Consider the following 24,016-nt stretch of genomic DNA (forward strand, 5'->3'; position numbering starts at 1 on the left):
CGAAGGGGATCAGGTCCCGTTGCCCTGATCGGCCTTCAAGCGGTCGCGAAACGCCTTGGGCGAGATTCCCAGCCGGCGGCGGAACAGGCGCGTGAAGTTGGTCGGATCGGAAAACCCCAATACGTCGGACATTTCATAAATGGTCATGCTGGTGTAGGTCAGCAAGCGCTTGGCCTCCAGCAATTGACGTTCGTGCATGATCTGCAACGCCGGTTGCCCCGCCAGCTCACGGCACGTGCCGTTGAGGTGGGACACGGAAATCCCCAGGCGATGCGCCAGGTCCTCGACCTTGACGTGCTGGCGGTAGGTTTCTTCCACCAACTGAATAAAACCGTTGAGGTATTCCCGGGCTCGCTGCGGACGCTGGCTGGCGCAGCGGCGCTCAAGCACCTGACGGCTCACCCACACCATGATCACGCTGACCAGCGAATGCATGAGCATCTCGCGTGCCGGTTGATGGCCGGTGTACTCGTTCTGCAGCGCGGCAAACAGGCTGTTGAGGTACTCGCCGTCCTTGCCCGCCGGATAACTTTCCGCCTGGGCCAGGGCGTTGACCGCATTGCCCAGTTGCGCCTGCAGATGGGCGACCAGCGGTGCGGCGAGGGTGACGACAAACCCTTCGACGTCCTCGGAAAAGCGAAAGCCGTGCACCGACAGCGGTGGCAGGACCTGGATCGCCGGTTCAGTCAGTTGCGTACGTTTGCCTTCGATTTCAAGCTCGGCCTGACCTTTGAATACGAAGAGCAACTGGCATAAATCGGCGTGACGGTGGGGTTTGATTTCCCATTGGTGTTCGCGGCTGCGCTTGGAAATGGTTTCACAGTGCAGCAAGTCCGGGGTCGGCCAGTCCAGGCTTTCACCGTAGAGCTTGAACACTGGAATCGAAGGCAGGTCAGGCTTGTTCATCACTTCAATCCAGGCCTCAGGGGTGGCGGGCGATAATCGCACCGATTGGCAGAATGTACAGGTTCGGGCTCAGTTTTCACCTTCAATTGACGGACCCGCAAGTGAAAAATGCAAGCACTCGACCCATAAATTATCAGCACATCGTCGAGTCGGCACTCCAGTATTGCGTCGACTCGGCAGCAGCTCGAACAACCATCGCAGAAAATGACCGCGGACTTCCGTATGAGGCTATCGAATAGCCTACTACCGACTTACACTGGCGAGCACTTGCCCGCTCGCCTTGCGCCTGGCGGGTGTCAATCACTGCCCGCAGGTTCTACCGTGACCAACCTCAACCAGCCTGATACGCCCAAGCCGGCCATTCGCAGCGTGTTGATCGCCCTGATGCTGGCCATATTTCTCGGCGCGCTGGACCAGACCATCGTCGCCGTTTCAATGCCAGCCATCTCCGCGCAATTCAAGGACGTCAGCCTGTTGGCCTGGGTCATTTCCGGCTACATGGTGGCGATGACCGTTGCAGTGCCGATCTACGGCAAATTGGGCGATCTGTACGGCCGCCGCAAATTGATGCTGTTCGGCATGGGCTTGTTCACGCTGGCTTCGCTGTTTTGCGGCCTGGCCCAGAACATGGAGCATCTGGTGCTGGCGCGGATTGTTCAGGGCATCGGTGCGGGCGGGATGATTTCGGTCAGCCAGGCAATCATCGGCGATATCGTTCCACCCCGGGAACGCGGACGCTATCAGGGCTACTTCAGCAGTATGTACGCGGTGGCCAGCGTCGCCGGTCCGGTGCTCGGTGGCTACCTGACCGAATACCTGTCCTGGCGCTGGGTGTTTCTGATCAATCTGCCGCTGGGCCTGGGCGCGTGGCTGGTGGCCAATCACACATTGGTGGGGCTGCCGGTGCCGCAGCGCAAACCGATCATCGATTACTTCGGCACGTTATTGATGATCATCGGTTTGACCGCCTTGTTGCTGGGCATCACCGAGGTCGGCCAGGGCCATGCCTGGCGCAGTGCCGAAGTAATGGGCCTGCTCGCCTGCTCGGTCGTGGTCCTGGGGTTGTTTGTCTGGCAAGAGCGTCGGGCGCGGGAGCCGTTGCTGCCGATGCACCTGTTCGCCAACCGCAATGCGATCCTGTGCTGGTGCACGATTTTCTTCACCAGTTTCCAGGCGATCTCGCTGATTGTGCTGATGCCACTGCGCTTTCAAAGCGTCACCGGGGCCGGGGCCGACAGCGCCGCACTGCACCTGCTGCCATTGGCCATAGGCTTGCCGATCGGGGCGTATTTCGCCGGGCGCCGAACCTCGGTGACCGGACGTTACAAACCGATGATCCTGACGGGAGCCCTGCTCATGCCGGTTTCGATCCTGGGCATGGCATTCAGTCCGCCCCAGGCCTTTTTGTGGAGCAGCCTGTTCATGTTGCTCTGCGGTATCGCCTCCGGCATGCAGTTCCCGACGTCGTTGGTGGGGACGCAAAACGCGGTGGATCAGCGCGACATCGGAGTGGCCACCAGCACCACCAACCTGTTCCGCTCGCTGGGCGGCGCCGTGGGTGTGGCGTTGATGTCGGCACTGTTGCTGGCGCTGTTGCAGGATTCGGGTTTCGCCCACCTCGCAGGCTCGTCAATAGTCGCCGAGGGCAGTTCGGGGAATGTCTTGCTGGACGGTTTGAACGCTGCACCGGGGGATGCGCAGAATGCCTTGCGGGCGGAGTTGCTGCTGACTTTCCGGCATTTGCTGATGGTCAGTGCGGCGGTGTCGCTGCTGGGGCTGGCCGCGGCGATTGCCATGCCGAACAGGGTGTTGCGGGGGCGGGGGGATAAGGTTCGGTAGATGGAGCCTGGTTCGCCTGTAGGAGCCAGGCTTGCCGGCGAAGAACGATGACGCGGTGCAGCAGATACACCGCGGCGCCTGGTTCGCCCGTAGGAGCCAGGCTTGCCGGCGAAGAACGATGACGCGTATTACAGAGATACCGCGGCGCCTGGTTCGCGGGCAAGCCTCGCTCCTACTGCCGGGCGCGCAGCTGCTGCGCCAGCGTCTGAATCTGCGCCTGCAGGGTGTTGATGTTGCGCGTGACCTGGCCACGGAAGGCGTCGAATTCGGCGGTGGTGGCGCCTTGGGCCGCGCTCGGACGATTGTCCTGCTGGCTCTTGAGGATAAGCATGTCTTGCTCCAGGCGATCGATGGCGGCGCTCGGGTTGCCTTGCTTTTTCAGCGCGACAATGTCGGCGCCGAGGCTTTTCAGCTGAGCGTCAAACTTGCTGGTGTCAGCCGAAGCACTTTTCAGCGCGGCCAATTCACTGTCCAGCGCTTTGACCTGCGCCTGCAATTGCGTGTTGGCGCTCTGATGTTCGGTGTTCTGGGCGGTCAACTGCGCCAGTCGCTTATCCAGCTCGGAGGTTTGCGCAGTCATCTGCGCCAGGCGCTTGTCCAGCTCGGAGGTCTGGCCGACGACACCTTGCTGCTGCTTGCCCTGATCCTGAAGCTTGCTTTCCAGCTGTTTGATCTGCAGTTTCAGGGCTTCGCTGTCGCTGCTGACGTTGGTCTGGCTGGCGACCACCTTGCCGGAAATGTCCTGCAGGCGCCCCGCCGCGTCCTCGCTGATACGGGCGAAGCTTTCCTGAGTCGCCACCAGTTGCTGTTCCATCAGCGAGATTTGCTGAAAGCTCCACCAGGCAAGGCCGGCGAACGCAAAGAACAAGGCGCCGACCAGCGCCCACAACGGGCCGGTGCTAGGACCTTTGACCTTGACCACCGGCGTCGTGCGCGAACGCACCGAGGTGCGAGTGGTGGGCACAAAATCATCGTCGTCGAGGTTGTCGGCTCGCAGGCTCGGTACATCGTCGAAGTCGTCGTTGGCATCGTTACGCATGGACATTGAGTCAACCTTTGTGGAACGCGGTGATGGCTTGATGCGGCGAGTATAACCCCCACTGCCGCACCGATTGACCCTGAACCCCCGGACTCGGTTCATTACCGGCTATTTCAGTGGAGGTCCTGAGCCTTCCACCAGCCACAGAATTCATCCAGTGCTGTCCACAGACTGACCTTTGGATCGTAATCCAGATAGTGCCGCGCCCGGCTGATGTCCAGGGTGAAATTTTTGTTCATGACCTGCATGCCCAGTCGCGACAGTGTTGGCTCGGGACGGCCCGGCCACAGTTTGCACACCCCTTCGTTGAGCGCCGCCACGGTGTAGGCCAGCCCGAAGGAACGGTAGCGGGTGACCTGTGGCACGTCCATCTTGCGCATCACATAATTGACCACATCCCACAACGGCACCGGCGCGCCGTTGCTGATGTTGTAGGCCTTGCCCAAGGCTGAGCCCGTCGCCAGCAGGCTGCTGAGCAACGCTTCATTCAGGTTCTGCACGCTGGTGAAATCCACCTTGTTCAAACCGTTGCCGATGATTGCCAGGCGACCTTTGCGTTGCATGTTCAGCAACCGTGGGAAAATGCTCATGTCGCCGGCACCCGTCACAAAGCGCGGGCGCAAGGCCAGGGTTTCGAGGCCGAACTCCTGGGCACCGAAGACCTTTTGCTCGGCCAGGTATTTGGTCGCCGCGTAGGGATGCCTGAAGCGCTTGGGCACCTGTTCTTCGGTCAGTCCCAGATGGTCGCGGCCATCGAAATAGATCGATGGCGACGACAAGTGCACCAGTCGCCGCACCCGCTGTTTCAGGCAGGCTTCGACCACGTTTTCGGTGACCTGGACGTTGCCTAGATGGAAGTCCTGGTAGCGTCCCCACAACCCGACAGCGCCAGCGCAATGGACCACCGCTTCGACGTCCCGGCACAGATCACGCGCCAGTTGCGGGTCACTCAGGTCGCCCTGAATGAACTCGGCGCCACGGCGCACCAAATGCTCGACACTCTCGGCCCGGCGACCGTTGACCCGCACGTCCAGGCCCTGTTCCAAGGCAAAACGCGCAAAGCGCCCGCCAATGAAACCGCTGGCGCCGGTAACCAGAATCTTCATGAATTGCTCCGAATATTTCGTTTTGCGTAGTGCGTGAGGTCTTGACGCTGGCCGTCAGTCCAACGGCACCAGCCATTGCGTCGATGAGCGCACCAATTGATCGGTGAGCAGGCCCAACAGCTGACCGCCATTGCGCCAATGATGCCAGTACAGCGGTACATCGATCGGCTTATCTGGCAACAGCTCGCGCAGCACGCCTCGTTCCAATTGATCGCGCACCTGCAGCTCCGGCACCAGCCCCCAACCCAGACCCGCCTCAGTGAGGCGGATAAAGCCTTCGGACGATGGACATAAATGGTGTTCGAAACCGCCGTCCACGCCCAGAGAAGCCAGATAGCGATGCTGCAGGAAGTCATCGGGGCCAAATACCAGCGCCGGGGTTCGGGCCAACTGATCGGCCCGCACACCGTCGGGAAAATGCCGGGCAATAAAGGCCGGGCTGGCCAGCGCGCGGTAACGCATCGCCCCCAGCAACACACTGCGCGCGCCAGCCACCGGGCGCTCGCTGGCGCAGACGCAGGCTGCCACCTCGCCTGCGCGCATGCGCTTGAGGCCAACGGTCTGGTCTTCGACCACCAGGTCCAGCAACAAATGATGCTCGGCACAGAAGTCGCCCACCGCCACCGCCCACCAGGTGGCCAGGCTGTCGGCATTCAGGGCGATGCGCAGGCGTTCCGGCAACCCTTCTTCGTCCAGGGCCGGTACCAGGGTCTGCAGATCGCGCTCAAGCAAACGCACTTGCTGCACATGGTTGAGCAGCCGCCGGCCAATGTCCGTCGGCGCCGGTGGCGTCACCCGCACCAACACCGGCTGGCCAACCCGCGCCTCCAACAACTTGATGCGCTGGGAGATCGCCGATTGGGACAACCCCAGCACCTGCGCCGCGCGTTCGAATCCGGCCTGCTCGACCACCGCGGCCAAGGCAGAAAGCAATTTATAGTCGAACATCAGTTTTCCTAATGAGCGATCAGCAATATTGGTTTTTCTTATACAACGATGCACCGCAGAATTGCCAGCAAGCACTTTGAACAAGGACCATCGACATGGCTGGCGAAACATCATTGGCAACCCTGCTGCGCAGCATGAGCCCGCAACTCAACGTCGGCGAATACGTGTTCTGCACCCTGCGCGACGGCAACCTGCCTGCTGGCCTGGAGATCGTCGGCAGTTTTCGCGAACAGGAAGGGCTGACCGTGATTCTCGAACGCGCCCACGCCGAAAAGGCCGGTTTCAGTTTCGACTACCTCGCGGCCTGGATCACCCTGAACGTGCACTCGGCCCTCGCAGCCGTCGGCCTGACCGCCGCGTTCGCCAGCGCATTGGGCCAGGCCGGGATCAGCTGCAACGTGGTCGCCGGCTACTACCACGATCACCTGTTCGTCGGCCTGGCCGATGCCGAGCGGGCCATGCAGGTGCTGCAGGACCTGGCAGCCAACGCGGAGTAAACCTTATGTGGCAAAGCTATGTGAACGGCCTGTTGGTGGCCGCTGGGCTGATCATGGCGATCGGCACCCAGAACGCCTTTGTACTGGCCCAGAGCCTGCGGCGCGAACATCACCTGCCGGTGGCGGCGCTCTGCGTGACGTGCGATGCGTTGCTGGTGGCGGCCGGGGTATTCGGCCTGGCGACGGTGCTGGCGCAGAACCCGACCCTGCTGGCTTTCGCCCGTTGGGGAGGCGCGGCGTTTCTGCTGTGGTACGGCAGCCTGGCGCTGCGTCGGGCCTGCTCGAAACAGAGTCTGCAACAAGGCGAAAACCAGACCGTCCGCTCGCTTCGGGCCGTCATGCTCAGCGCTCTGGCCGTGACCCTGCTCAACCCGCATGTCTATCTGGATACCGTGTTGCTGATCGGCTCCCTCGGTGCCCAGCAAACGGAACCCGGCGCTTATGTGGTGGGGGCGGCAAGTGCGTCGTTGCTGTGGTTTTTCACCTTGGCGCTGGGCGCTGCATGGCTGGCACCGTGGTTGGCGCGGCCGAGCACCTGGCGAATTCTAGACCTGCTGGTGGCCGGGATGATGTTCACCGTAGCGTTCCAGTTAATCAGCGCCGGTTGATTTATTCCAAAAGGCTCTGGAACCTCTATTCCACACAGTTGTTGCGTGGTTATGCCGCACCCCCGGTGCTATGATCCGAACCCTGCGCCGCAAAGAGTACAAACTCCCCGGCGCTAGTTTGGCCGCCCGTGATCGGCCTTGCGCTCACCGCAACTGACCTGATTAGGAGAATCATCATGGCTTTCGAATTGCCGCCGCTGCCGTACGCACACGATGCCCTGCAGCCGCATATTTCCAAGGAAACCCTGGAATATCACCACGACAAGCACCACAACACCTATGTCGTGAACCTGAACAACCTGGTGCCAGGCACCGAGTTCGAAGGCAAGACCCTGGAAGAAATCGTCAAGACTTCCTCGGGCGGTATCTTCAACAACGCCGCTCAGGTCTGGAACCACACCTTCTACTGGAACTGCCTGGCGCCAAACGCCGGCGGTCAGCCAAGCGGTGCACTGGCTGAGGCGATCAACGCTTCCTTCGGTTCGTTCGACAAGTTCAAGGAAGAGTTCAGCAAGACGTCCATCGGTACCTTCGGTTCCGGTTGGGGCTGGCTGGTGAAAAAAGCTGACGGTTCCCTGGGCCTGGCCAGCACCATCGGCGCCGGCAACCCGCTGACCAGCGGTGACACCCCGCTGCTGACCTGCGACGTCTGGGAACACGCCTACTACATCGACTACCGCAACCTGCGTCCGAAGTATGTAGAGGCGTTCTGGAACCTGGTCAACTGGAAGTTCGTGGCTGAGCAGTTTGAAGGCAAAACCTTCACCGCTTAAGATCGATGCCAGTCAGAAAACCCGGCTTTTTAGCCGGGTTTTTTTGTGCCCACTTGTAGGAGCCGGCTTGCTGGCGAACCAGACGACGCGGTGGATCAGAGACACCGCCTTCGCTGGCAAGCCAGCTCCTACAGGGTCTGGGTTAATCCGTAAAATCCAGGTCGGCTTTCGGGCCGCCTTCACCGGCAAGCCGGCGAGGAACGATAATGCGGTTAGCCTGCGGACTACTGCGGATCGATGTTGTCCAGCGCACGGTTCACCGCCAGTTCCGCCAGCATGACGATCTGTGCGATGGCCAGCGCAGTGCTGCGTTGGGGACCGGTCAGGTAGGTGGCGAAATCACTGGTGATGACGTTGGCAGAAGCTAATGATTCGCAGGCGTGGGCGAGGAGGGATTCGGTATCCGTGTCGGGGACGATCATGAAGAGGGTGTTGGGGCTGTAGGGTTTGGTGGTTTCGAAGGGGGGATCGGGAATTAATTTGTCCATTAAAACAATCCTTTTGCAGTGGTGCCACCCATTGCCGTTTCTCACACGGCGAAGTGGTGGCAGCTATGTGCGAGGTGAGAAAACCGGTTATGGACACCCGGCCAGACCGAAGTCTGCCCGCACACAGCCGCCATAACGCATTGACGGCCAGCGGATAAGCTGGCGGCGATTATGCGGTTACTGGCACTGGATGACCATAATTTGCCGGGTTCTCACACCCGATCGCTGAGTATTCAGCGACAGTTAGAGGCTATGGAGTCCGCTTCCGACGGGCAACCTGAAAACTGTGTGGGAAAAGTCTGGCAATTTTGTATTTACTTAAACAGGTAAAAGCGGAACGCGGAGCGTCCCTGACGGCATTCCCGCTCGCAAGCGTGGGAATGATCAATCGGGGCAGCAGGAATTGATTGGTTGGCTATCAGGCCGCCTTCGCTGGCAAGCCAGCTCCTACAAGGGGCCGGGTACATTCGTAAAATCAGGTTGGCTGGCAGGCCGCCTTCGCTGGCAAGCCAGCTCCTACAGGGGTTTCGTGTACATCTGCACAATCAGTGCGGCGGGCAAGCTTCAATGCCGGTCAGTTAAGGCGATTGTAGGAGCGAGCTTGCTCGCGAAGGACTCAAGAACGCCGCGTTTAACCAGTAAACACGCGTTATCGTTAACGACCATCGCGAGCAAGCTCGCTCCTACAGGGGTCCGGGTACACCGGCGCTTCTCACCACTCATCAGGCCGAGCGTTAGCTCGCCTGCAGCCTTTGATCTTGATCCACCCGCCCCTTCGGGAGGCTGAGTGGAGGTGTGCATCCGGGGAGTGGCGCGCAGCGCCGTTCGACGCAGTCGAACACGCTGCATGTAGGTCGTCGCGAAGCAGACCGGAGGGCAGTGTCCCCGGATGGACACCGGAGCGAAGGAACGCCGAGCCTTAGCGAGGGGCCGGACGCCGGGGCGAGCCTTTTTGGGTACTTTTTTGGCGTTTGAAAAAAGTGCCTCGCCGTAAGGGCGAAACCATAGGCGGCCGTTACCGCAGCAACGGATATGTACTCAACCACCAAGAACCTGCTGTCAGGCCGCCAAGAATCAAAAAACCGCACCCCTCGCCAATTTCCCACAATGAAACCAGCACTCCCCTCCTTGCCCCAACGCCACAGCCGTCTAACATCTACCAAAAGGAAAATAAGGCAAAATCCCCCCTCAAGTTGAAGGACTCAACAACCGACACAGTACCTATAGGGAAATTACTCCCGGAAACAGCATTTCGGCCAACCCACAGGCAAATGCACCCTGTGCCGGATTGTCCCTTTGACTGCCATCACCGGATTGCCAATACTCATGGCAACTTGATGCTACCCGCATGGAACAAGGAATGACTCTTTGAAGCTGGAACTCAAGAACAGCTTGTCGGTGAAGTTGCTCCGGGTCGTGCTCCTGTCGGCATTGGTCGTCGGCGTGGTCTTGAGCTGCGCGCAGATCGTTTTCGATGCTTATAAAACCCATCAGGCCGTGGCCAGTGATGCCCAGCGCATCCTCGACATGTTCCGCGACCCCTCGACCCAGGCCGTCTACAGCCTGGACCGGGAAATGGGCATGCAGGTCATCGAAGGCCTGTTCCAGGACGCCGCCGTGCGCCAGGCCTCCATTGGCCATCCCAACGAGGCCATGCTCGCGCAAAAGTCCCGCGAGTTGCAGCAATCCAACAGTCGCTGGCTGACCGACCTGATCCTCGGCAAGGAACGCACCTTCACCACCCAACTGGTGGGTCGCGGCCCCTACAGCGAATATTACGGCGACCTGAGCATCACCCTCGACACCGCGACCTACGGCCAGGGGTTTATCGTCAGTTCGGTGATCATCTTCATTTCCGGGGTATTGCGCGCCCTCGCCATGTCACTGGTGCTGTACCTGGTCTACCACTGGCTACTGACCAAACCGCTGTCGCGCATCATCGAACACCTGACCGAAATCAATCCGGATCGTCCCAGCGCCCACAAGATCCCACAGCTCAAGGGCCACGAGAAAAACGAACTGGGGATCTGGATCAACACCGCCAATCAGTTGCTCGAGTCCATCGAGCGCAACACCCATCTGCGTCACGAGGCGGAAAACAGCCTGCTGCGCATGGCCCAGTACGATTTTCTCACCGGTCTGCCCAACCGTCAGCAATTGCAGCAGCAACTGGACAAAATCCTGGTCGACGCCGGCAAATTGCAACGCCGGGTCGCGGTGCTCTGCGTCGGTCTCGATGATTTCAAGAGCATCAACGAACAGTTCAGCTACCAGACCGGCGACCAACTGCTGCTGGCGCTGGCCGATCGCCTGCGGGCCCACAGCGGTCGTCTCGGCGCCCTCGCCCGCCTGGGTGGCGACCAGTTCGCCCTGGTCCAGGCCGATATCGAACAACCCTATGAAGCGGCGGAGCTGGCCCAAAGCATTCTCGATGACCTGGAAGCGCCGTTCGCCCTCGATCATCAGGAGATCCGCCTGCGCGCCACCATCGGCATCACCCTGTTCCCCGAAGACGGCAACAGCACCGAGAAGCTGCTGCAAAAGGCCGAGCAAACCATGACCCTGGCCAAGACCCGCTCGCGCAATCGGTATCAGTTCTATATCGCCAGTGTCGACACCGAGATGCGGCGCCGTCGCGAACTGGAAAAAGACCTGCGCGACGCCCTGGCCCGTCACCAGTTCTACCTCGTCTACCAACCGCAGATCAGCTACTTCGATCACCGGGTGGTGGGTGTCGAGGCGTTGATTCGCTGGCAGCATCCCGAGCACGGGCTGGTACCGCCGGACCTGTTCATCCCCCTGGCCGAGCAAAACGGCACCATCATCGCCATCGGTGAATGGGTACTGGATCAGTCCTGCAAACAATTGCGCGACTGGCATGACCAGGGGTTCGCCGACCTGCGCATGGCGGTCAACCTGTCCACTGTGCAGCTGCACCACGCCGAGCTGCCACGGGTGGTCAACAACCTGCTGCAGATGTACCGCCTGCCGCCGCGCAGCCTGGAGCTGGAAGTCACCGAAACCGGCCTGATGGAAGACATCAGCACGGCCGCCCAACACCTGCTGAGCCTGCGTCGCTCCGGCGCCCTGATCGCGATCGACGACTTCGGCACCGGTTATTCGTCACTGAGTTATCTGAAAAGCCTGCCGCTGGACAAGATCAAGATCGACAAGAGCTTCGTGCAGGACCTGCTCGACGACGACGACGATGCGACCATCGTCCGGGCCATCATCCAGCTGGGCAAGAGCCTGGGCATGCAGGTGATTGCCGAAGGCGTGGAAACCCCCGAGCAAGAGGCCTATATCATTTCCGAGGGTTGTCATGAAGGCCAGGGCTATCTCTACAGCAAACCCTTGCCTGCGCGGGAGTTGAGCGCTTATCTCAAGCTGGCGCAGCGCAGTAATGCGGCGGGTTTCAAGATTTCCCTGTAGAAGCGAGCTTGCTCGCGAAAAACCCACAGACGACGTGTTCCTCCAGGCAGCACGCGCCATCGTTCACGTCCATCGCGAGCAAGCTCGCTCCTACAGGGGCGCGATGATTGTGTGAATAAGAAATATTTCCAGGTACAACCCTTTACACATAATGCGAAAGATTTGCATTATGTCGCAGTTTTGCGCCTTTATTGCGCCATTCCACCCCCTCTCGAAGCAGGATGTTCGCCATGATTCGTATGCCTCTGGCTACCGCCAGTCTGTTGGCCATCGCTATTTCCCTCGCCGGCTGTGGCGAAGGCAAAGACAAGGCTGCCGCTCCGCAAGCGCCTACGCCAGCCGCCACCATCACGGCTCCGGCTGTTGCGCCGGCTGCTGCGGGTAACGTCGACGAAGCCACTGCCAAAGCCGTTGTCGCGCATTACGCCGACATCGTCTTCGCCGTTTACAGCGATGCCGAATCCACCGCGAAAACCCTGCAAACCGCCGTCGACGCCTTCCTCGCCAAGCCTGACGCCGACACCCTGAAAGCCGCCAAGGCCGCCTGGGTCGCTGCTCGCGTACCTTACCTGCAGAGCGAAGTGTTCCGCTTCGGCAATACCATCATCGACGACTGGGAAGGTCAGGTGAACGCCTGGCCACTGGACGAAGGCCTGATCGATTACGTCGACAAATCCTACGAACACGCACTGGGTAACCCGGGCGCCACGGCCAATATCATCGCCAACACCGAAGTCCAGGTCGGCGAAGACAAGATCGACGTCAAGGACATCACCCCGGAAAAACTCGCCAGCCTGAACGAGCTGGGCGGTTCCGAGGCCAACGTCGCCACCGGTTACCATGCCATCGAATTCCTGCTGTGGGGCCAGGACCTGAACGGCACCGGCCCTGGGGCCGGCAACCGTCCGGCGTCCGACTACCTGGAAGGCACCGGCGCAACCGGCGGTCACAACGAGCGCCGTCGCGCCTACCTGAAGTCCGTGACCCAACTGCTGGTCAGCGACCTGGAAGAGATGGTCGGTAACTGGAAGCCGAACGTGGCCGACAACTACCGCGCCACCCTGGAAGCGGAACCGGCTGAAAGCGGCCTGCGTAAAATGCTGTTCGGCATGGGCAGCCTGTCCCTGGGCGAACTGGCGGGCGAGCGCATGAAAGTTTCCCTGGAAGCCAACTCCCCGGAAGACGAACACGACTGCTTCAGCGACAACACCCATAATTCGCAGTTCTACGATGCCAAGGGCATCCGTAACGTCTACCTGGGCGAATACACCCGCGTCGATGGCACCAAAATGGCCGGCGCCAGCCTGTCGTCCCTGGTGGCCAAGGCCGACCCGGCTGCCGACACCGCACTCAAGGCCGACCTGGCGGCGACCGAAGCGAAGATGCAGGTCATCGTCGATCACGCCAACAAGGGTGAGCACTACGACCAACTGATCGCTGCCGGTAACACGGCTGGCAACCAGATCGTCCGTGACGCTATCGCCTCCCTGGTCAAGCAGACCGGCTCGATCGAAGCGGCTGCCGGCAAACTGGGCATCAGCGACCTGAACCCGGACAATGCCGATCACGAGTTCTGATCAACGCAGGCTGAACAAAAGGCGACCTTCGGGTCGCCTTTTTTGTCCCTGCTGGACACAATCCCCTGTAGGAGCAGCGGTGCGGCGATCCGACTTGCCCGCGATGGCCTCGACGCGGTCTCAAGTCAAACGCGGCCCCACATCAACCAAACGATAATTCCTCTTATTCAATCCCCCCTGCCCTGTTAGACTTTGCGCCCTTGTTTTGCTCGTCTTGCAGGATGTCTGATGCCCTCGCTGCCTCTTCGCTTGTCCGCACTGTTGCTGGCCCTGGGCCTGAGTGCCTGCGATGACGCCCCGAAGTTCACCCAGGCCGAACCCGGTGAAGCCCGGTCCGGTGGCAGCGCGACCGTGCGCAAGACCGATCAGAATGCATTTTCCCTGCCCTCCGCCAACCTGCCGCCCTCCCGGCGCGTGGACTTCAGCGTCGGCAACAGCTTCTTTCGCAACCCGTGGGTGATCGCCCCGTCGACCACCACCGCGCGGGACGGCCTCGGCCCCTTGTTCAACACCAACGCCTGCCAGAACTGCCACATCAAGGACGGCCGCGGTCATCCGCCCGCGCCTGACGCGCCCAATGCCGTGTCGATGCTGGTACGCCTGTCGATTCCCGATACGCCGGCCTACGCCAAGGTCATCGAGCAGCTCGGCGTCGTCCCCGAGCCGGTCTACGGTGGGCAATTCCAGGACATGGCCGTGCCCGGCATCGTCCCGGAAGGCAAGGTGCGGGTCGATTACACGCCGGTATCGGTCCGTTTCAAGGACGGCACCGAAGTCCAATTGCGCAAACCGAGATTGCAGATCACCCAGCTCGGCTACGGACCGATGCATCCCGATACCCGTTTCTCGGCCAGGGTGGCACCGCCGATGATTGGCCTGGGGTTGCTCGAAGCGATTCCCGAAGAGGCGATCCTGGCCAATGCCGAGGCGCAGGCCCGTGAGAAAAATGGCATCGCCGGGCGCCCGAATCGGGTCTGGGATGACGCGCAACAGAAAACCGTGCTCGGGCGCTTTGGCTGGAAGGCCGGGCAACCGAACCTCAACCAGCAGAATGTCCACGCGTTTTCCGGCGACTTGGGCCTCACGACCAGCCTGCGCCCTGTGGATGACTGCACCGACGGGCAGACCGCCTGCAAGCAGGCGCCCAACGGCAATGGTCCAGATGGCGAGCCGGAAGTCAGCGATAACATTCTGCGCCTGGTGTTGTTCTACAGCCGAAACCTCGCGGTGCCGGCGCGCCGCGATGTCGGCGCGCCTGAAGTGCTGGCCGGCAAGAACCTGTTTTTCCAGGCGGGCTGCCAGTCCTGTCACACCCCCAAGTACACCACCGCCGCCAACGCCGCCGAACCTGAACTGGCCAATCAAGTGATTCGCCCGTACAGCGATCTGCTGCTGCATGACATGGGCGACGGCCTGGCCGACAACCGCAGCGAGTTCCAGGCCAGTGGCCGCGACTGGCGCACGCCGCCGCTGTGGGGCATCGGCCTGACGCAGGCGGTCAGTGGCCACACCCAGTTTTTGCATGACGGCCGCGCCCGCAACCTGCTCGAAGCCGTGCTCTGGCATGGCGGCGAAGCCAAGGCGGCGCAGCAACAGGTTTTGTCTTTCGATGCCGGGCAGCGTGCTGCGTTGCTGGCGTTTTTGAATTCCCTTTAATACCTATTCCTCAAGCGGGAGCCCGACATGTTCCGTCCCAAATTGTTGTTCACCAGCCTTGCCGCGTTAGCCCTGGGCGCCTGTTCGCCGCAGGACCCGCAGGCCGTCACCTCGGCGGCCATTGCCAAGTCGGTGATTTTGCCGACCTACACGCGTTGGGTTGAAGCCGACCGCCAACTGGCCGTCAGTGCCTTGGCCTACTGCGAAGGCAAGGCCGACCTCGACACCGCCCGCGCCGACTTCCTGCATGCGCAAAAAGCCTGGGCCGAGCTGCAACCGCTGCTGATCGGGCCGTTGGCCGAAGGCAATCGCGCCTGGCAGGTGCAGTTCTGGCCGGACAAGAAAAACCTGGTGGGCCGTCAGGTCGAGCAACTGGTCACTTCGCAGCCGCAAATCGATGCCGCCGCCCTGGCCAAGTCCAGCGTCGTGGTGCAAGGCCTGTCCGCCTACGAATACATCCTGTTCGACAGCAAGCCTGATGTGGCCAACGCCGAACAGAAAGCCAAGTACTGCCCGCTGCTGATCGCGATTGGCGAGCGTCAGCAGCAACTGGCCGAAGATATTCTCAAAGGCTGGAACAACACCGATGGCATGCTCGCGCAAATGAGCAAGTTCCCGAACCCGCGCTACGCCGATTCCCACGAAGCCATCGCCGACTTGCTGCGGGTGCAAGTCACCGCCCTCGACAGCCTGAAGAAAAAGCTCGGCACGCCGATGGGCCGCCAGACCAAGGGTGTGCCGCAACCGTTCCAGGCCGATGCATGGCGCAGCCAGTCTTCCCTGACGGGCCTGGAAGCCAGCCTCGCCGCCGCCAGGACCGTGTGGGAAGGGGTCGACAACAAAGGCCTGCGCGGCCTGTTGCCGAGCGAGCAGAAACCCTTGGCCGACAAGATCGACGCCGCGTATGCCGCCTCCCTGAATCTGTTCGCCAGCAACCAGCGCTCGCTGACTGAAATGCTCAACGACGATGCCGGTCGCCAGCAACTCAACGATATCTACGACAGCCTCAACGTCGTCCACCGCCTGCACGAAGGCGAACTGGCCAAGGCGCTGGGCATCCAACTGGGCTTCAACGCCAACGACGGTGACTGATGAGGGCAAGTGCCATGCTGCGACGCCAGGCTCTGACGTTAGGTAGTTTGCTGCTGGGAGCCGTGACACTGGGCGGCTGGACGCTGTTCAGGCAAAAGGACAAAAGCCCGTTGCTGCTCTCGGCGCGGGACGATGGCGACGGCAAGCACTACGCCGTCGGTTATCGGCTGGACGGCACCCGGGTGTTCGCCACCCGGGTCGGCCAGCGCTGCCACGACATCATCAATCACCCGACGCTGCCGATGGCATTGTTCGTCGCCCGCCGCCCGGGCACCGAGAGTTACCTGGTCGACCTGCGCGACGGCACGCTGCTGCAAACCGTGGCCTCGCAGCCGAACCGGCACTTCTACGGTCATGCGGTGATTCACCAGAGCGGCGACTGGCTGTACGCCACCGAGAACGACACCGCCGATCCGGGGCGTGGCTTGCTCGGCGTGTACAGGTTCGAAGGTGAACGGCTGGTGCACGGCGGCGAGCTGCCGACCCATGGCATCGGCCCGCATCAGGTATCGTGGATGCCCGATGGCGAAACCCTGGTGGTGGCCAACGGCGGCATTCGTACCGAGGCCGAAAGCCGGGTCGAGATGAACCTCGACGCCATGGAACCGAGCCTGGTGCTGATGCAACGCGATGGCACTTTGTTGAGCAAGGAAACCCTGGCCCAGCCGATGAACAGCGTGCGCCACCTGGGGATCGCCAGCGACGGCACCATCGTCGCCGGCCAGCAGTTCATGGGGCCGTCCCATGAGTCTTCGGAACTGCTGGCGATCAAGCGCCCCGGCCAGCCGTTCGTGGCCTTCCCGGTGCCTGAGCATCAGTTGCAGGCGATGGGGCATTACACCGCCAGCGTCGCGGTCCACAGTGACTTGCGGCTGGTTGCCTTGACCGCGCCACGCGGCAACCGCTTTTTCATCTGGGACATGGACAGTGGCGAAGTACGCCTGGATGCACCTCTGCCCGATTGCGCCGGGGTCGGTGCGGTGGCCGACGGGTTTGTCGTGACCTCGGGCCAGGGACGATGCCGGTACTACGATTGCCGCCAGGCCGATCTGGTTGCCAAACCGCTGGAGCTGCCAGCGGGGCTTTGGGACAACCATCTGCATCTGATGGCGTAACGCTGCGGCTCCTACAAACCACGCCCCCCTTGTAGGAGCGAGCTTGCTCGCGATGGACGTCAACGATAACGCTGGATGCCTGACACCCCGTGGTGTTCTCAGGTTCTTCGCGAGCAAGCTCGCTCCTACAGCGAAGGCAATCTCAAGATCACCGCAACATTCAATGGCCCCTTCGCCAGCAAGCCGGCGCCTACAGGGGGTCGGGGGAACCCGGAAACATCCATTGGAATCAACCGCGCACTCGGAGTAATGTTCCAGACTGTATGCCCTGATTTTCTCCAAGGAAGTGGAAATATGCTGCGTCGCCGCATGTTGATCATGTTGGGTGTTGTTCTGCTGATCGTGCTGGTCCTGGCCGGATACAAAGCCTTCTCCATCTACACGATGATTCAGGGCTTTTCCGCGCCGAAACCGCCGATCAGCGTCGCTGTGGCCACGGCCACCGAACAGCCGTGGCAAGACCGTCTGCCGACCGTCGGCACGCTCAAGGCCCTGCAAGGCGTGGACCTGAGCCTGGAGACCGATGGCACCGTCATCGATTTGCAGTTCGAGTCAGGACAGAAGGTCAAGGCCGGTCAACCCCTCCTGCGACTCGACAGCGCCGTGGAAAGCGCTTTGCTGGAAACGGCAAAGGCCGACCTTGGGCTGGCCCAACTCGATTACGGTCGCGGTAGCCAACTGGTCGGCAGCCAGGCCATTTCCAAAGGCGAATTCGACCGACTTTCAGCGGTACAGAAAAAGAGCAAGGCCACGGTCAATCAACTCAAGGCTGCGCTCGGCAAAAAAAGCATCGTCGCGCCCTTCAGCGGGACCATCGGCATTCGTCAGGTGGACATCGGTGACTATCTCGCCAGCGGCACCATGATTGCCACCCTGCAAGACCTCAGCAGCCTATATGTGGACTTCTTCGTGCCCGAGCAATCGATACCGAAGATCGCCCTTGGCCAACCGGTGCAGATCATCGTCGCGGCCTACCCGACGCAAACCTTCCCCGGCACCATCAGTGCAATCAACCCGAAAGTCGAAAACAGCACGCGCAACGTTCAGGTCCGCGCAACCCTGGCCAACCCCGACGGCAAGCTGCTGCCCGGGATGTTCGCCAGCCTGCAGGTGATGTTGCCTGACCCGCAGCCGCGCATCGTGGTGCCGGAAAGTGCGATCACCTACACCTTGTATGGCAATTCGATCTATGTCGTCGCGCAGAAAAAAGCCGAAGACGGCAGCCTGGAAAAAGACGACAAGGGCCAACCGATCCTGATTGCCGAACGGCGTTTCATTGAAACCGGCGAGCGCCGTGATGGGCAGGTGATGATCACCAAAGGTGTGCAGAACGGCGAAAAAGTGGTCACGGCCGGCCAGATCAAACTGGACAACGGCGCACACATTGCCATCAGCGACGACAAGACTTTAGCCGAGAAGAACAGTCCGCCACGCGCGGACTGATCAAGGAATCCCCATGGCTTTTACCGACCCGTTCATCCGCCGCCCGGTGCTCGCCACCGTGGTCAGCCTGTTGATTGTGCTGCTGGGCTTTCAGGCCTGGAGCAAGTTGCCGCTGCGCCAGTATCCGCAAATGGAAAACGCCCTGATCACGGTGACCACGGCGTACCCCGGGGCCAACGCCGAGACCATCCAGGGCTACATCACCCAACCGATGCAACAGAGCCTGGCCAGCGCCGAGGGCATCGACTACATGACCTCGGTCAGCCGCCAGAACTTCTCGGTGATCTCGATCTACGCGCGCATCGGCGCCAACAGCGACCGCTTGTTCACCGAACTGCTGGCCAAGGCAAACGAGGTGAAGAACCGACTGCCACAGGACGCCGAAGACCCGGTCCTGAGCAAGGAAGCCGCCGATGCCTCGGCGCTGATGTACATCAGTTTCTTCAGCAAGGAGTTGAGCAACCCGCAGATTACCGACTACCTGTCGCGGGTCATCCAGCCAAAACTGGCGACCTTGCCCGGCATGGCCGAAGCCGAGATCCTCGGGAACCAGGTATTCGCCATGCGCCTGTGGCTGGACCCGGTGAAGCTGGCCGGTTTCGGCCTGAGCGCCAGCGACGTCACCGACGCCGTGCGCCAGTACAACTTCCTCTCCGCTGCCGGCGAAGTGAAGGGCGAGTACGTGGTCACCAGCATCAACGCCAACACCGAGCTCAAATCCGCCGAAGCCTTCGCCGCCATCCCGCTCAAGGTCGATGGCGACAGTCGCGTCCTGCTCAGGGATGTCGCGCGGGTGGAAATGGGCGCGGAGAACTACGACTCCATCAGTTCCTTCGGCGGCACCCCCTCGGTGTACATCGGCATCAAGGCCACGCCCGGCGCCAACCCGCTGGATGTGATCAAGGAAGTGCGCAAGATCATGCCGGACCTGGAAGCCCAGCTGCCGCCGAACCTCAAGGGTGAAATCGCCTACGACGCCACGCTGTTCATCCAGGCCTCGATCGACGAAGTGGTAAAAACCCTGTTCGAAGCGGTGCTGATCGTGATTGTGGTGGTGTTCCTGTTCCTCGGGGCGCTGCGCTCGGTGGTGATCCCGGTGGTCACCATTCCGCTGTCGATGATCGGCGTGATGTTCTTCATGCAGATGATGGGTTATTCGATCAACCTGCTGACCCTGCTGGCGATGGTGTTGGCCATCGGCCTGGTGGTGGACGACGCGATCGTGGTGGTGGAAAACATTCACCGACACATCGAAGAGGGCAAGACGCCGCTGGATGCGGCCATCGAAGGCGCCAGGGAAATCGCCATGCCGGTGGTGTCGATGACCATCACCCTGGCCGCGGTCTATGCGCCGATCGGCTTCCTGACGGGGCTGACCGGGGCGCTGTTCAAGGAGTTCGCCCTGACCCTGGCCGGGGCGGTGGTGATCTCGGGAGTCGTCGCCCTGACCCTGTCGCCGATGATGTGCGCCTTCTTGCTGCGCCACGATGAAAACCCCAGCGGCCTGGCCTATCGCCTGGACCTGATTTTCGAAGGCCTCAAGCGCCGTTACCAGCGCCTGCTGCACGGCACGCTCGCCACCCGGCCGGTGGTGCTGGTGTTTGCGGTGATCGTACTGTGCCTGATCCCGGTACTGCTCAAGTTCACCAAGTCGGAACTGGCGCCGGATGAGGATCAGGGCATTATCTTCATGATAGCCAATGCCCCGCAGCCGACCAACCTCGACTACCTGAGCGCCTATACCGACGAGTTCATCACGATCTTCAAGACGTTTCCCGAGTACTACTCCTCGTTCCAGATCAATGGCTTCAACGGCGTGCAATCGGGCATCGGCGGCTTCCTGCTCAAGCCGTGGAACGAGCGCAACCGCACGCAAATGCAGATCCTGCCCGAGGTCCAGAGCAAACTGGAGAGCATTCCCGGGCTACAGGTTTTCGGCTTCAACCTGCCCTCCCTGCCGGGTACTGGCGAGGGCTTGCCGTTTCAGTTCGTCATCAACTCCGCCAACGACTACGAGTCGCTGCTGCAAGTGACTGACCGGGTGAAAAAGCGCGCGCTGGAATCGGGCAAGTTCGCTTTTGTCGACGTCGACCTGGCCTTCGACAAGCCCGAAGTGGTGGTGGATATCGATCGCGCCAAAGCCGCACAGATGGGCGTGTCCATGCAGAACCTGGGCGGTACGCTGGCGACGTTGCTGGGTGAAGCGGAGATCAACCGCTTCACCATCGACGGCCGCAGCTATAAAGTCATCGCGCAGGTCGAGCGACCGTTCCGGGACAACCCCGACTGGCTGAATAACTATTACGTCAAGAATACCCAGGGCGAACTACTGGCCCTGTCGACCCTGATTACCGTGACCGACCGGGCGCGCCCACGGCAATTGAACCAGTTCCAGCAACTCAACTCGGCGATTCTTTCCGGGGTCCCGCTGGTCAGCATGGGCGAAGCCATCGACACCGTACGCCAGATCGCCCAGGAAGAGGCACCGGTGGGTTACGCCTTCGACTACGCCGGCGCATCGCGGCAATACGTCCAGGAAGGCAGTGCGTTGTGGGTCACCTTCGCCCTGGCGCTGGCGATCATTTTCCTGGTACTGGCCGCCCAGTTCGAAAGCTTCCGCGATCCGCTGGTGATCCTGGTCACCGTGCCGCTGTCGATCTGCGGCGCGTTGATTCCGTTGTTCCTGGGCTGGTCGAGCATGAACATCTACACCCAGGTCGGCCTGGTGACCTTGATCGGGTTGATCAGTAAACACGGGATCCTGATCGTCGAATTCGCCAACCAGTTACGCAAGGACAAAGGCCTGGCGCCACGCGAGGCCGTGGAGGAAGCCGCGGCGATTCGACTGCGTCCGGTGTTGATGACGACCGCCGCCATGGTGTTCGGCATGGTGCCGTTGATCTTCGCCACCGGTGCGGGCGCGGTCAGCCGGTTCGACATCGGCATGGTGATCACTACGGGGATGTCGATCGGGACGTTGTTCACGCTGTTTGTGTTGCCGTGCGTGTACACATTATTGGCCAAACCCGACAAACCTGAAGAACACCCGTAACCCCCTGTAGGAGCGAGCTTGCTCGCGATGGATCCAAGAACACCGCGTGTTATCCAGCAAACACGCGTTATCGTTGGCGACCATCGCGAGCAAGCTCGCTCCTACAGGGGTTGGTGCAAGTCTTGAGACACGGTGTCTAGTCCTGAAATAGGTTTACACCTGTTTCACCCCAACGCCCGATGCACCGCATCGGGCGTTTTGTATTTCAAGGACAGGTGCGGGCGTTCCTGGTTGTAGATTAGGATCGCCTCTCTCACCATCTTTTCAGCCTCTGTCAGATCGTTAGGCCGATGAAGCAACAACTCAGTTTTAAGGATGCCGTTGACCCGCTCTGCCAAGGCGTTTTGGTAACAGTCATAGCCATCAGTCATTGAGCACGTTATGCCGTGTCTTGCGTGCAGTTTTTGGTAAAGCGTCGAGCAGTACTGCACTCCACGATCCGAGTGGTGAACCAATCGCTGACTGCTTCGTCGCGTCTTCAACGCCATGCGCAAGGCTTGAGCCACCGAGTCGGCATGCAGACTGCCATGCACGTGATAACCGACAATTTTCCTCGAGAAGACATCCGTCACCAAGCTCAAGTAAGCCGGGTCATCACGTTTGGTGGACAGATAAGTGATATCCGCCACCCAGACCTGCTCCGGGCCGGTGGCAACGATTTGCTGGGGGCCAGGCTTCAGGAGGTTGGGATGGCAGCGGAAGCGGTGATGGCTGTCAGTTGTCTTGTGATAGGCCCGTTTTCTGCGTACCAAATACCGGTGATCGCGCAACACTTCAAACAAGCGATCTCGGCCAACATGCAGTTCCGGCTTGTCATGCTTTGCGTGCATCAGTGAGTGCAGTTTCCGGGTGCCCAGACAGGGTTGCCGCACGCGGATTTCCTGCACAAACTTGATAAGCTTCTGATCCTGCTCGACCCGCGCCCGATAGACCCGATCACGCTTGTAATAGGCCTGTCGACTAATCCCCATAAACTGGCAAGCCCTGCAGACACTCAGGGTTTGGGTTTGCGCAACGACTTGCCTGGCCGCTTTTTTACGATAGATACGCCGTAATCGTTCTTCAGGACATCGACCACGTCTTCGAAGAATTTGGCTTTCTGATTCGCCAACGCCAACTGCTCCTCAAGCTCTTTGATTCTCTGCTCGGGAGTTAATGGCAAAGTAGGCTCGTCCATCGGTCGGACCCTCTGAGCGCGAATGGAAGCGCCTTGACTCCAGTCCTGCCGACCATACTTGCGCAACCAAACCAGCACCGTCGACCGGCCCTGAATCCCGTAGCGCCGTTGAGCCTCTTTATAACTCAACTCGCCTTTTTCTACTTGGTCGACAACCGACAATTTAAAAGTCAGCGTGTAATCTCGCTGACTGCGTTTTTCGCCCGTATCCATTGCACCTTCCTGATAAGAAGCCAGAAGGTGTAAACCTTATTCAGGACGAGTCACGGGAATTAAAAAGGCCTCGCATTTGCGAGGCCTTTTATTTGGGCTTCAATCGGTTCAACTCTTCGGCCTCAGTCCTTGAGAAAGTCCGAACATGAACAGCAATAAATCATGATCGGGTTGGGTGACCACGGTTGCCTTCGCAGCCCGTGGCAATGGACAACGCGCATCCGCGTTCATCGAGCTGAGGACGCGCGGGCGAGGCTGCTCCCAAACCGCCAGCGCCAGGGAAGCAACTGCCAAGGCTCCTATCAAAAATAAACCTCGTGCAATTTCGAGTTTCATTGCTATAAACCCTTGATAGCGCTGCCAAACGCCGTCTCATAAAAGTAGATGAGTTTTTGCCAGTCCGTCGTGCTGAACGACGAGTGGCGGCGCAATTGCTTCATGTCATGGGTGGCGGCGCTACGGGCGGTCAACCGCAGCCGGCACTTCTCCAGGTCGATCAAGGCCACCTCGACCCTGGCCGCATCGCCCTCGCCGGTGACCCGGACGAACACGTGCTTGATGTAAAGGCAGCTGTGCTGCAAACGGCCCTTGTGCATGCGGGCCAGATTCTCGGCCAGATCCTTGAGCACGCGATCATGCACCGCTTCACCGTGACGTTCACGACCGCCGCCGGCGTACCAATGTTCGAGTTCCTCAAAGCCGTCCAGTGACTTGGTCACCAGCAGGGCTCGCCATTTGTGTACCGGGTCGCGCTGCGCACCGCAGAACACAATTTCGGGAACGCGCACGTCGATCTGGCTCAGACCGATCAGTGCATCACGTTCGCGCAATACCGTCGGCCGACCGAACGGATACCGCCAGCTGCGATAAATGTGCCCGGTCTGTCGTTTAGTGTAGAGCAGGTTTCCATCGCTGCCGCGAACGCGCTGCACACCACTTTCTCCACCGCGCCGGACGTTGGGCTCTTCTACCCATTCGCCGCGCAGATTCCAAAAGTAGTCGAAGCGCTCCTGGGGAGCGATTTGCGATCCTGCTGCACATTGCACTGCCATCTG

20 protein-coding genes are annotated in these 24,016 nt (G+C 60.6%); 11 read left to right on the forward strand and 9 right to left on the reverse strand.

All coding sequences use genetic code 11. The features are described 5' to 3' along the window. Positions 1-9 precede the first annotated feature (9 nt). The gene (locus ELQ88_RS28040) at positions 10-906 is read right to left on the reverse strand and encodes a helix-turn-helix domain-containing protein (protein WP_138968951.1); all 897 of its coding nucleotides are present in this window, start codon (positions 904-906) and stop codon (positions 10-12) included. A 321-nt stretch (positions 907-1,227) separates the two neighbouring features. Here ELQ88_RS28040 and ELQ88_RS28045 point away from each other — a divergent pair, with 321 nt between their 5' ends. Continuing rightward, the gene (locus ELQ88_RS28045) at positions 1,228-2,745 is read left to right on the forward strand and encodes an MDR family MFS transporter (protein WP_138968952.1); all 1,518 of its coding nucleotides are present in this window, start codon (positions 1,228-1,230) and stop codon (positions 2,743-2,745) included. 172 nt (positions 2,746-2,917) lie between these two features. Here ELQ88_RS28045 and ELQ88_RS28050 read toward each other — a convergent pair whose 3' ends face one another. The 3 genes from ELQ88_RS28050 to ELQ88_RS28060 form a co-directional block, all read right to left on the reverse strand. Then, on the reverse strand, positions 2,918-3,790 hold the full coding sequence (locus ELQ88_RS28050; protein WP_138968953.1) for an ATPase: 873 nt from the start codon (positions 3,788-3,790) through the stop codon (positions 2,918-2,920). Between the two features lie 107 nt (positions 3,791-3,897). Further along, entirely contained in the window at positions 3,898-4,890 is a 993-nt protein-coding gene (locus ELQ88_RS28055) for an NAD(P)-dependent oxidoreductase (RefSeq protein ID WP_138968954.1), read from the reverse strand. Between the two features lie 54 nt (positions 4,891-4,944). Further along, entirely contained in the window at positions 4,945-5,838 is an 894-nt protein-coding gene (locus ELQ88_RS28060; protein ID WP_138968955.1) for a LysR family transcriptional regulator ArgP, read from the reverse strand. A 95-nt stretch (positions 5,839-5,933) separates the two neighbouring features. Here ELQ88_RS28060 and ELQ88_RS28065 point away from each other — a divergent pair, with 95 nt between their 5' ends. The 3 genes from ELQ88_RS28065 to ELQ88_RS28075 all read left to right on the forward strand — a co-directional run bounded on the left by ELQ88_RS28065 (position 5,934) and on the right by ELQ88_RS28075 (position 7,716). Next, on the forward strand, positions 5,934-6,335 hold the full coding sequence (locus tag ELQ88_RS28065; RefSeq protein ID WP_128870031.1) for an ACT domain-containing protein: 402 nt from the start codon (positions 5,934-5,936) through the stop codon (positions 6,333-6,335). Positions 6,336-6,340: 5 nt separating this feature from the next. Then, positions 6,341-6,943, forward strand: coding sequence for a LysE/ArgO family amino acid transporter (locus tag ELQ88_RS28070; protein WP_128870032.1), 603 nt, complete (start codon positions 6,341-6,343; stop codon positions 6,941-6,943). Between the two features lie 176 nt (positions 6,944-7,119). Next, positions 7,120-7,716 carry a Fe-Mn family superoxide dismutase gene (locus tag ELQ88_RS28075; RefSeq protein ID WP_138968956.1) on the forward strand — a complete coding sequence of 199 codons (597 nt, stop codon included), beginning with the start codon at positions 7,120-7,122 and terminating at the stop codon, positions 7,714-7,716. 224 nt (positions 7,717-7,940) lie between these two features. Here the strand turns inward: ELQ88_RS28075 and ELQ88_RS28080 are convergent, their stop codons facing one another. Next, positions 7,941-8,204, reverse strand: coding sequence for a DUF6124 family protein (locus tag ELQ88_RS28080; protein ID WP_138968957.1), 264 nt, complete (start codon positions 8,202-8,204; stop codon positions 7,941-7,943). Positions 8,205-9,572: 1,368 nt separating this feature from the next. On the opposite strand from ELQ88_RS28080, the gene ELQ88_RS28090 reads away from it, so the two are divergent. The 7 genes from ELQ88_RS28090 (at position 9,573) to ELQ88_RS28125 (ending at position 21,571) form a co-directional block, all read left to right on the forward strand. Then, a complete protein-coding gene (locus ELQ88_RS28090; protein WP_138968958.1) occupies positions 9,573-11,636 on the forward strand; it encodes a GGDEF domain-containing phosphodiesterase in 2,064 nt (687 codons plus the stop codon). A gap of 230 nt (positions 11,637-11,866) precedes the next feature. Continuing rightward, the gene (locus ELQ88_RS28095) at positions 11,867-13,213 is read left to right on the forward strand and encodes an imelysin family protein (RefSeq protein WP_138968959.1); all 1,347 of its coding nucleotides are present in this window, start codon (positions 11,867-11,869) and stop codon (positions 13,211-13,213) included. Positions 13,214-13,441: 228 nt separating this feature from the next. Next, complete coding sequence (locus tag ELQ88_RS28100; protein WP_138968960.1) at positions 13,442-14,869, forward strand: di-heme oxidoredictase family protein; 1,428 nt, start codon at positions 13,442-13,444, stop codon at positions 14,867-14,869. Between the two features lie 27 nt (positions 14,870-14,896). Next, positions 14,897-15,961, forward strand: coding sequence for an imelysin family protein (locus ELQ88_RS28105; RefSeq protein ID WP_138968961.1), 1,065 nt, complete (start codon positions 14,897-14,899; stop codon positions 15,959-15,961). A gap of 14 nt (positions 15,962-15,975) precedes the next feature. Beyond that, complete coding sequence (locus ELQ88_RS28110) at positions 15,976-17,076, forward strand: DUF1513 domain-containing protein (RefSeq protein WP_128869436.1); 1,101 nt, start codon at positions 15,976-15,978, stop codon at positions 17,074-17,076. Between the two features lie 294 nt (positions 17,077-17,370). Then, positions 17,371-18,519: an efflux RND transporter periplasmic adaptor subunit gene (locus ELQ88_RS28120; protein WP_138968963.1), complete on the forward strand. Its 1,149-nt coding sequence runs from the start codon at positions 17,371-17,373 to the stop codon at positions 18,517-18,519. Positions 18,520-18,532: 13 nt separating this feature from the next. Beyond that, positions 18,533-21,571 (forward strand): multidrug efflux RND transporter permease subunit, encoded by a 3,039-nt coding sequence (locus ELQ88_RS28125; RefSeq protein WP_138968964.1) that lies wholly within the window; start codon positions 18,533-18,535, stop codon positions 21,569-21,571. 164 nt (positions 21,572-21,735) lie between these two features. Here ELQ88_RS28125 and ELQ88_RS28130 read toward each other — a convergent pair whose 3' ends face one another. The 4 genes from ELQ88_RS28130 to ELQ88_RS28140 all read right to left on the reverse strand — a co-directional run bounded on the left by ELQ88_RS28130 (position 21,736) and on the right by ELQ88_RS28140 (position 24,013). Continuing rightward, on the reverse strand, positions 21,736-22,662 hold the full coding sequence (locus ELQ88_RS28130) for an IS3 family transposase (protein ID WP_346342818.1): 927 nt from the start codon (positions 22,660-22,662) through the stop codon (positions 21,736-21,738). Then, the gene (locus tag ELQ88_RS34865; RefSeq protein ID WP_228761568.1) at positions 22,566-22,961 is read right to left on the reverse strand and encodes a helix-turn-helix domain-containing protein; all 396 of its coding nucleotides are present in this window, start codon (positions 22,959-22,961) and stop codon (positions 22,566-22,568) included. The genes ELQ88_RS28130 and ELQ88_RS34865 overlap by 97 nt, the downstream gene beginning before the upstream one ends. Before the next feature lie 108 nt (positions 22,962-23,069). Continuing rightward, positions 23,070-23,297, reverse strand: coding sequence for a hypothetical protein (locus ELQ88_RS28135; RefSeq protein ID WP_128872607.1), 228 nt, complete (start codon positions 23,295-23,297; stop codon positions 23,070-23,072). A 2-nt stretch (positions 23,298-23,299) separates the two neighbouring features. Then, positions 23,300-24,013, reverse strand: a complete 714-nt coding sequence (locus ELQ88_RS28140) for a lipopolysaccharide kinase InaA family protein (RefSeq protein WP_138968965.1) — start codon at positions 24,011-24,013, stop codon at positions 23,300-23,302. Between the last annotated feature and the right edge of the window lie 3 nt (positions 24,014-24,016).

The organism is Pseudomonas sp. MPC6 (assembly GCF_006094435.1).
In the GTDB taxonomy this organism is placed as follows: Bacteria; Pseudomonadota; Gammaproteobacteria; order Pseudomonadales; family Pseudomonadaceae; genus Aquipseudomonas.

Coding starts and splice junctions, on each gene's coding strand:
- ELQ88_RS28040 (WP_138968951.1), bottom strand. CDS start 906: ATGAACAAGCCTGACCTGCCTTCGATTCCAGTGTTCAAGCTCTACGGT.
- ELQ88_RS28050 (WP_138968953.1), bottom strand. CDS start 3,790: ATGTCCATGCGTAACGATGCCAACGACGACTTCGACGATGTACCGAGC.
- ELQ88_RS28055 (WP_138968954.1), bottom strand. CDS start 4,890: ATGAAGATTCTGGTTACCGGCGCCAGCGGTTTCATTGGCGGGCGCTTT.
- ELQ88_RS28060 (WP_138968955.1), bottom strand. CDS start 5,838: ATGTTCGACTATAAATTGCTTTCTGCCTTGGCCGCGGTGGTCGAGCAG.
- ELQ88_RS28065 (WP_128870031.1), top strand. CDS start 5,934: ATGGCTGGCGAAACATCATTGGCAACCCTGCTGCGCAGCATGAGCCCG.
- ELQ88_RS28070 (WP_128870032.1), top strand. CDS start 6,341: ATGTGGCAAAGCTATGTGAACGGCCTGTTGGTGGCCGCTGGGCTGATC.
- ELQ88_RS28075 (WP_138968956.1), top strand. CDS start 7,120: ATGGCTTTCGAATTGCCGCCGCTGCCGTACGCACACGATGCCCTGCAG.
- ELQ88_RS28080 (WP_138968957.1), bottom strand. CDS start 8,204: ATGGACAAATTAATTCCCGATCCCCCCTTCGAAACCACCAAACCCTAC.
- ELQ88_RS28095 (WP_138968959.1), top strand. CDS start 11,867: ATGATTCGTATGCCTCTGGCTACCGCCAGTCTGTTGGCCATCGCTATT.
- ELQ88_RS28100 (WP_138968960.1), top strand. CDS start 13,442: ATGCCCTCGCTGCCTCTTCGCTTGTCCGCACTGTTGCTGGCCCTGGGC.
- ELQ88_RS28105 (WP_138968961.1), top strand. CDS start 14,897: ATGTTCCGTCCCAAATTGTTGTTCACCAGCCTTGCCGCGTTAGCCCTG.
- ELQ88_RS28110 (WP_128869436.1), top strand. CDS start 15,976: ATGCTGCGACGCCAGGCTCTGACGTTAGGTAGTTTGCTGCTGGGAGCC.
- ELQ88_RS28120 (WP_138968963.1), top strand. CDS start 17,371: ATGCTGCGTCGCCGCATGTTGATCATGTTGGGTGTTGTTCTGCTGATC.
- ELQ88_RS28125 (WP_138968964.1), top strand. CDS start 18,533: ATGGCTTTTACCGACCCGTTCATCCGCCGCCCGGTGCTCGCCACCGTG.
- ELQ88_RS34865 (WP_228761568.1), bottom strand. CDS start 22,961: ATGGATACGGGCGAAAAACGCAGTCAGCGAGATTACACGCTGACTTTT.
- ELQ88_RS28135 (WP_128872607.1), bottom strand. CDS start 23,297: ATGAAACTCGAAATTGCACGAGGTTTATTTTTGATAGGAGCCTTGGCA.
- ELQ88_RS28140 (WP_138968965.1), bottom strand. CDS start 24,013: ATGGCAGTGCAATGTGCAGCAGGATCGCAAATCGCTCCCCAGGAGCGC.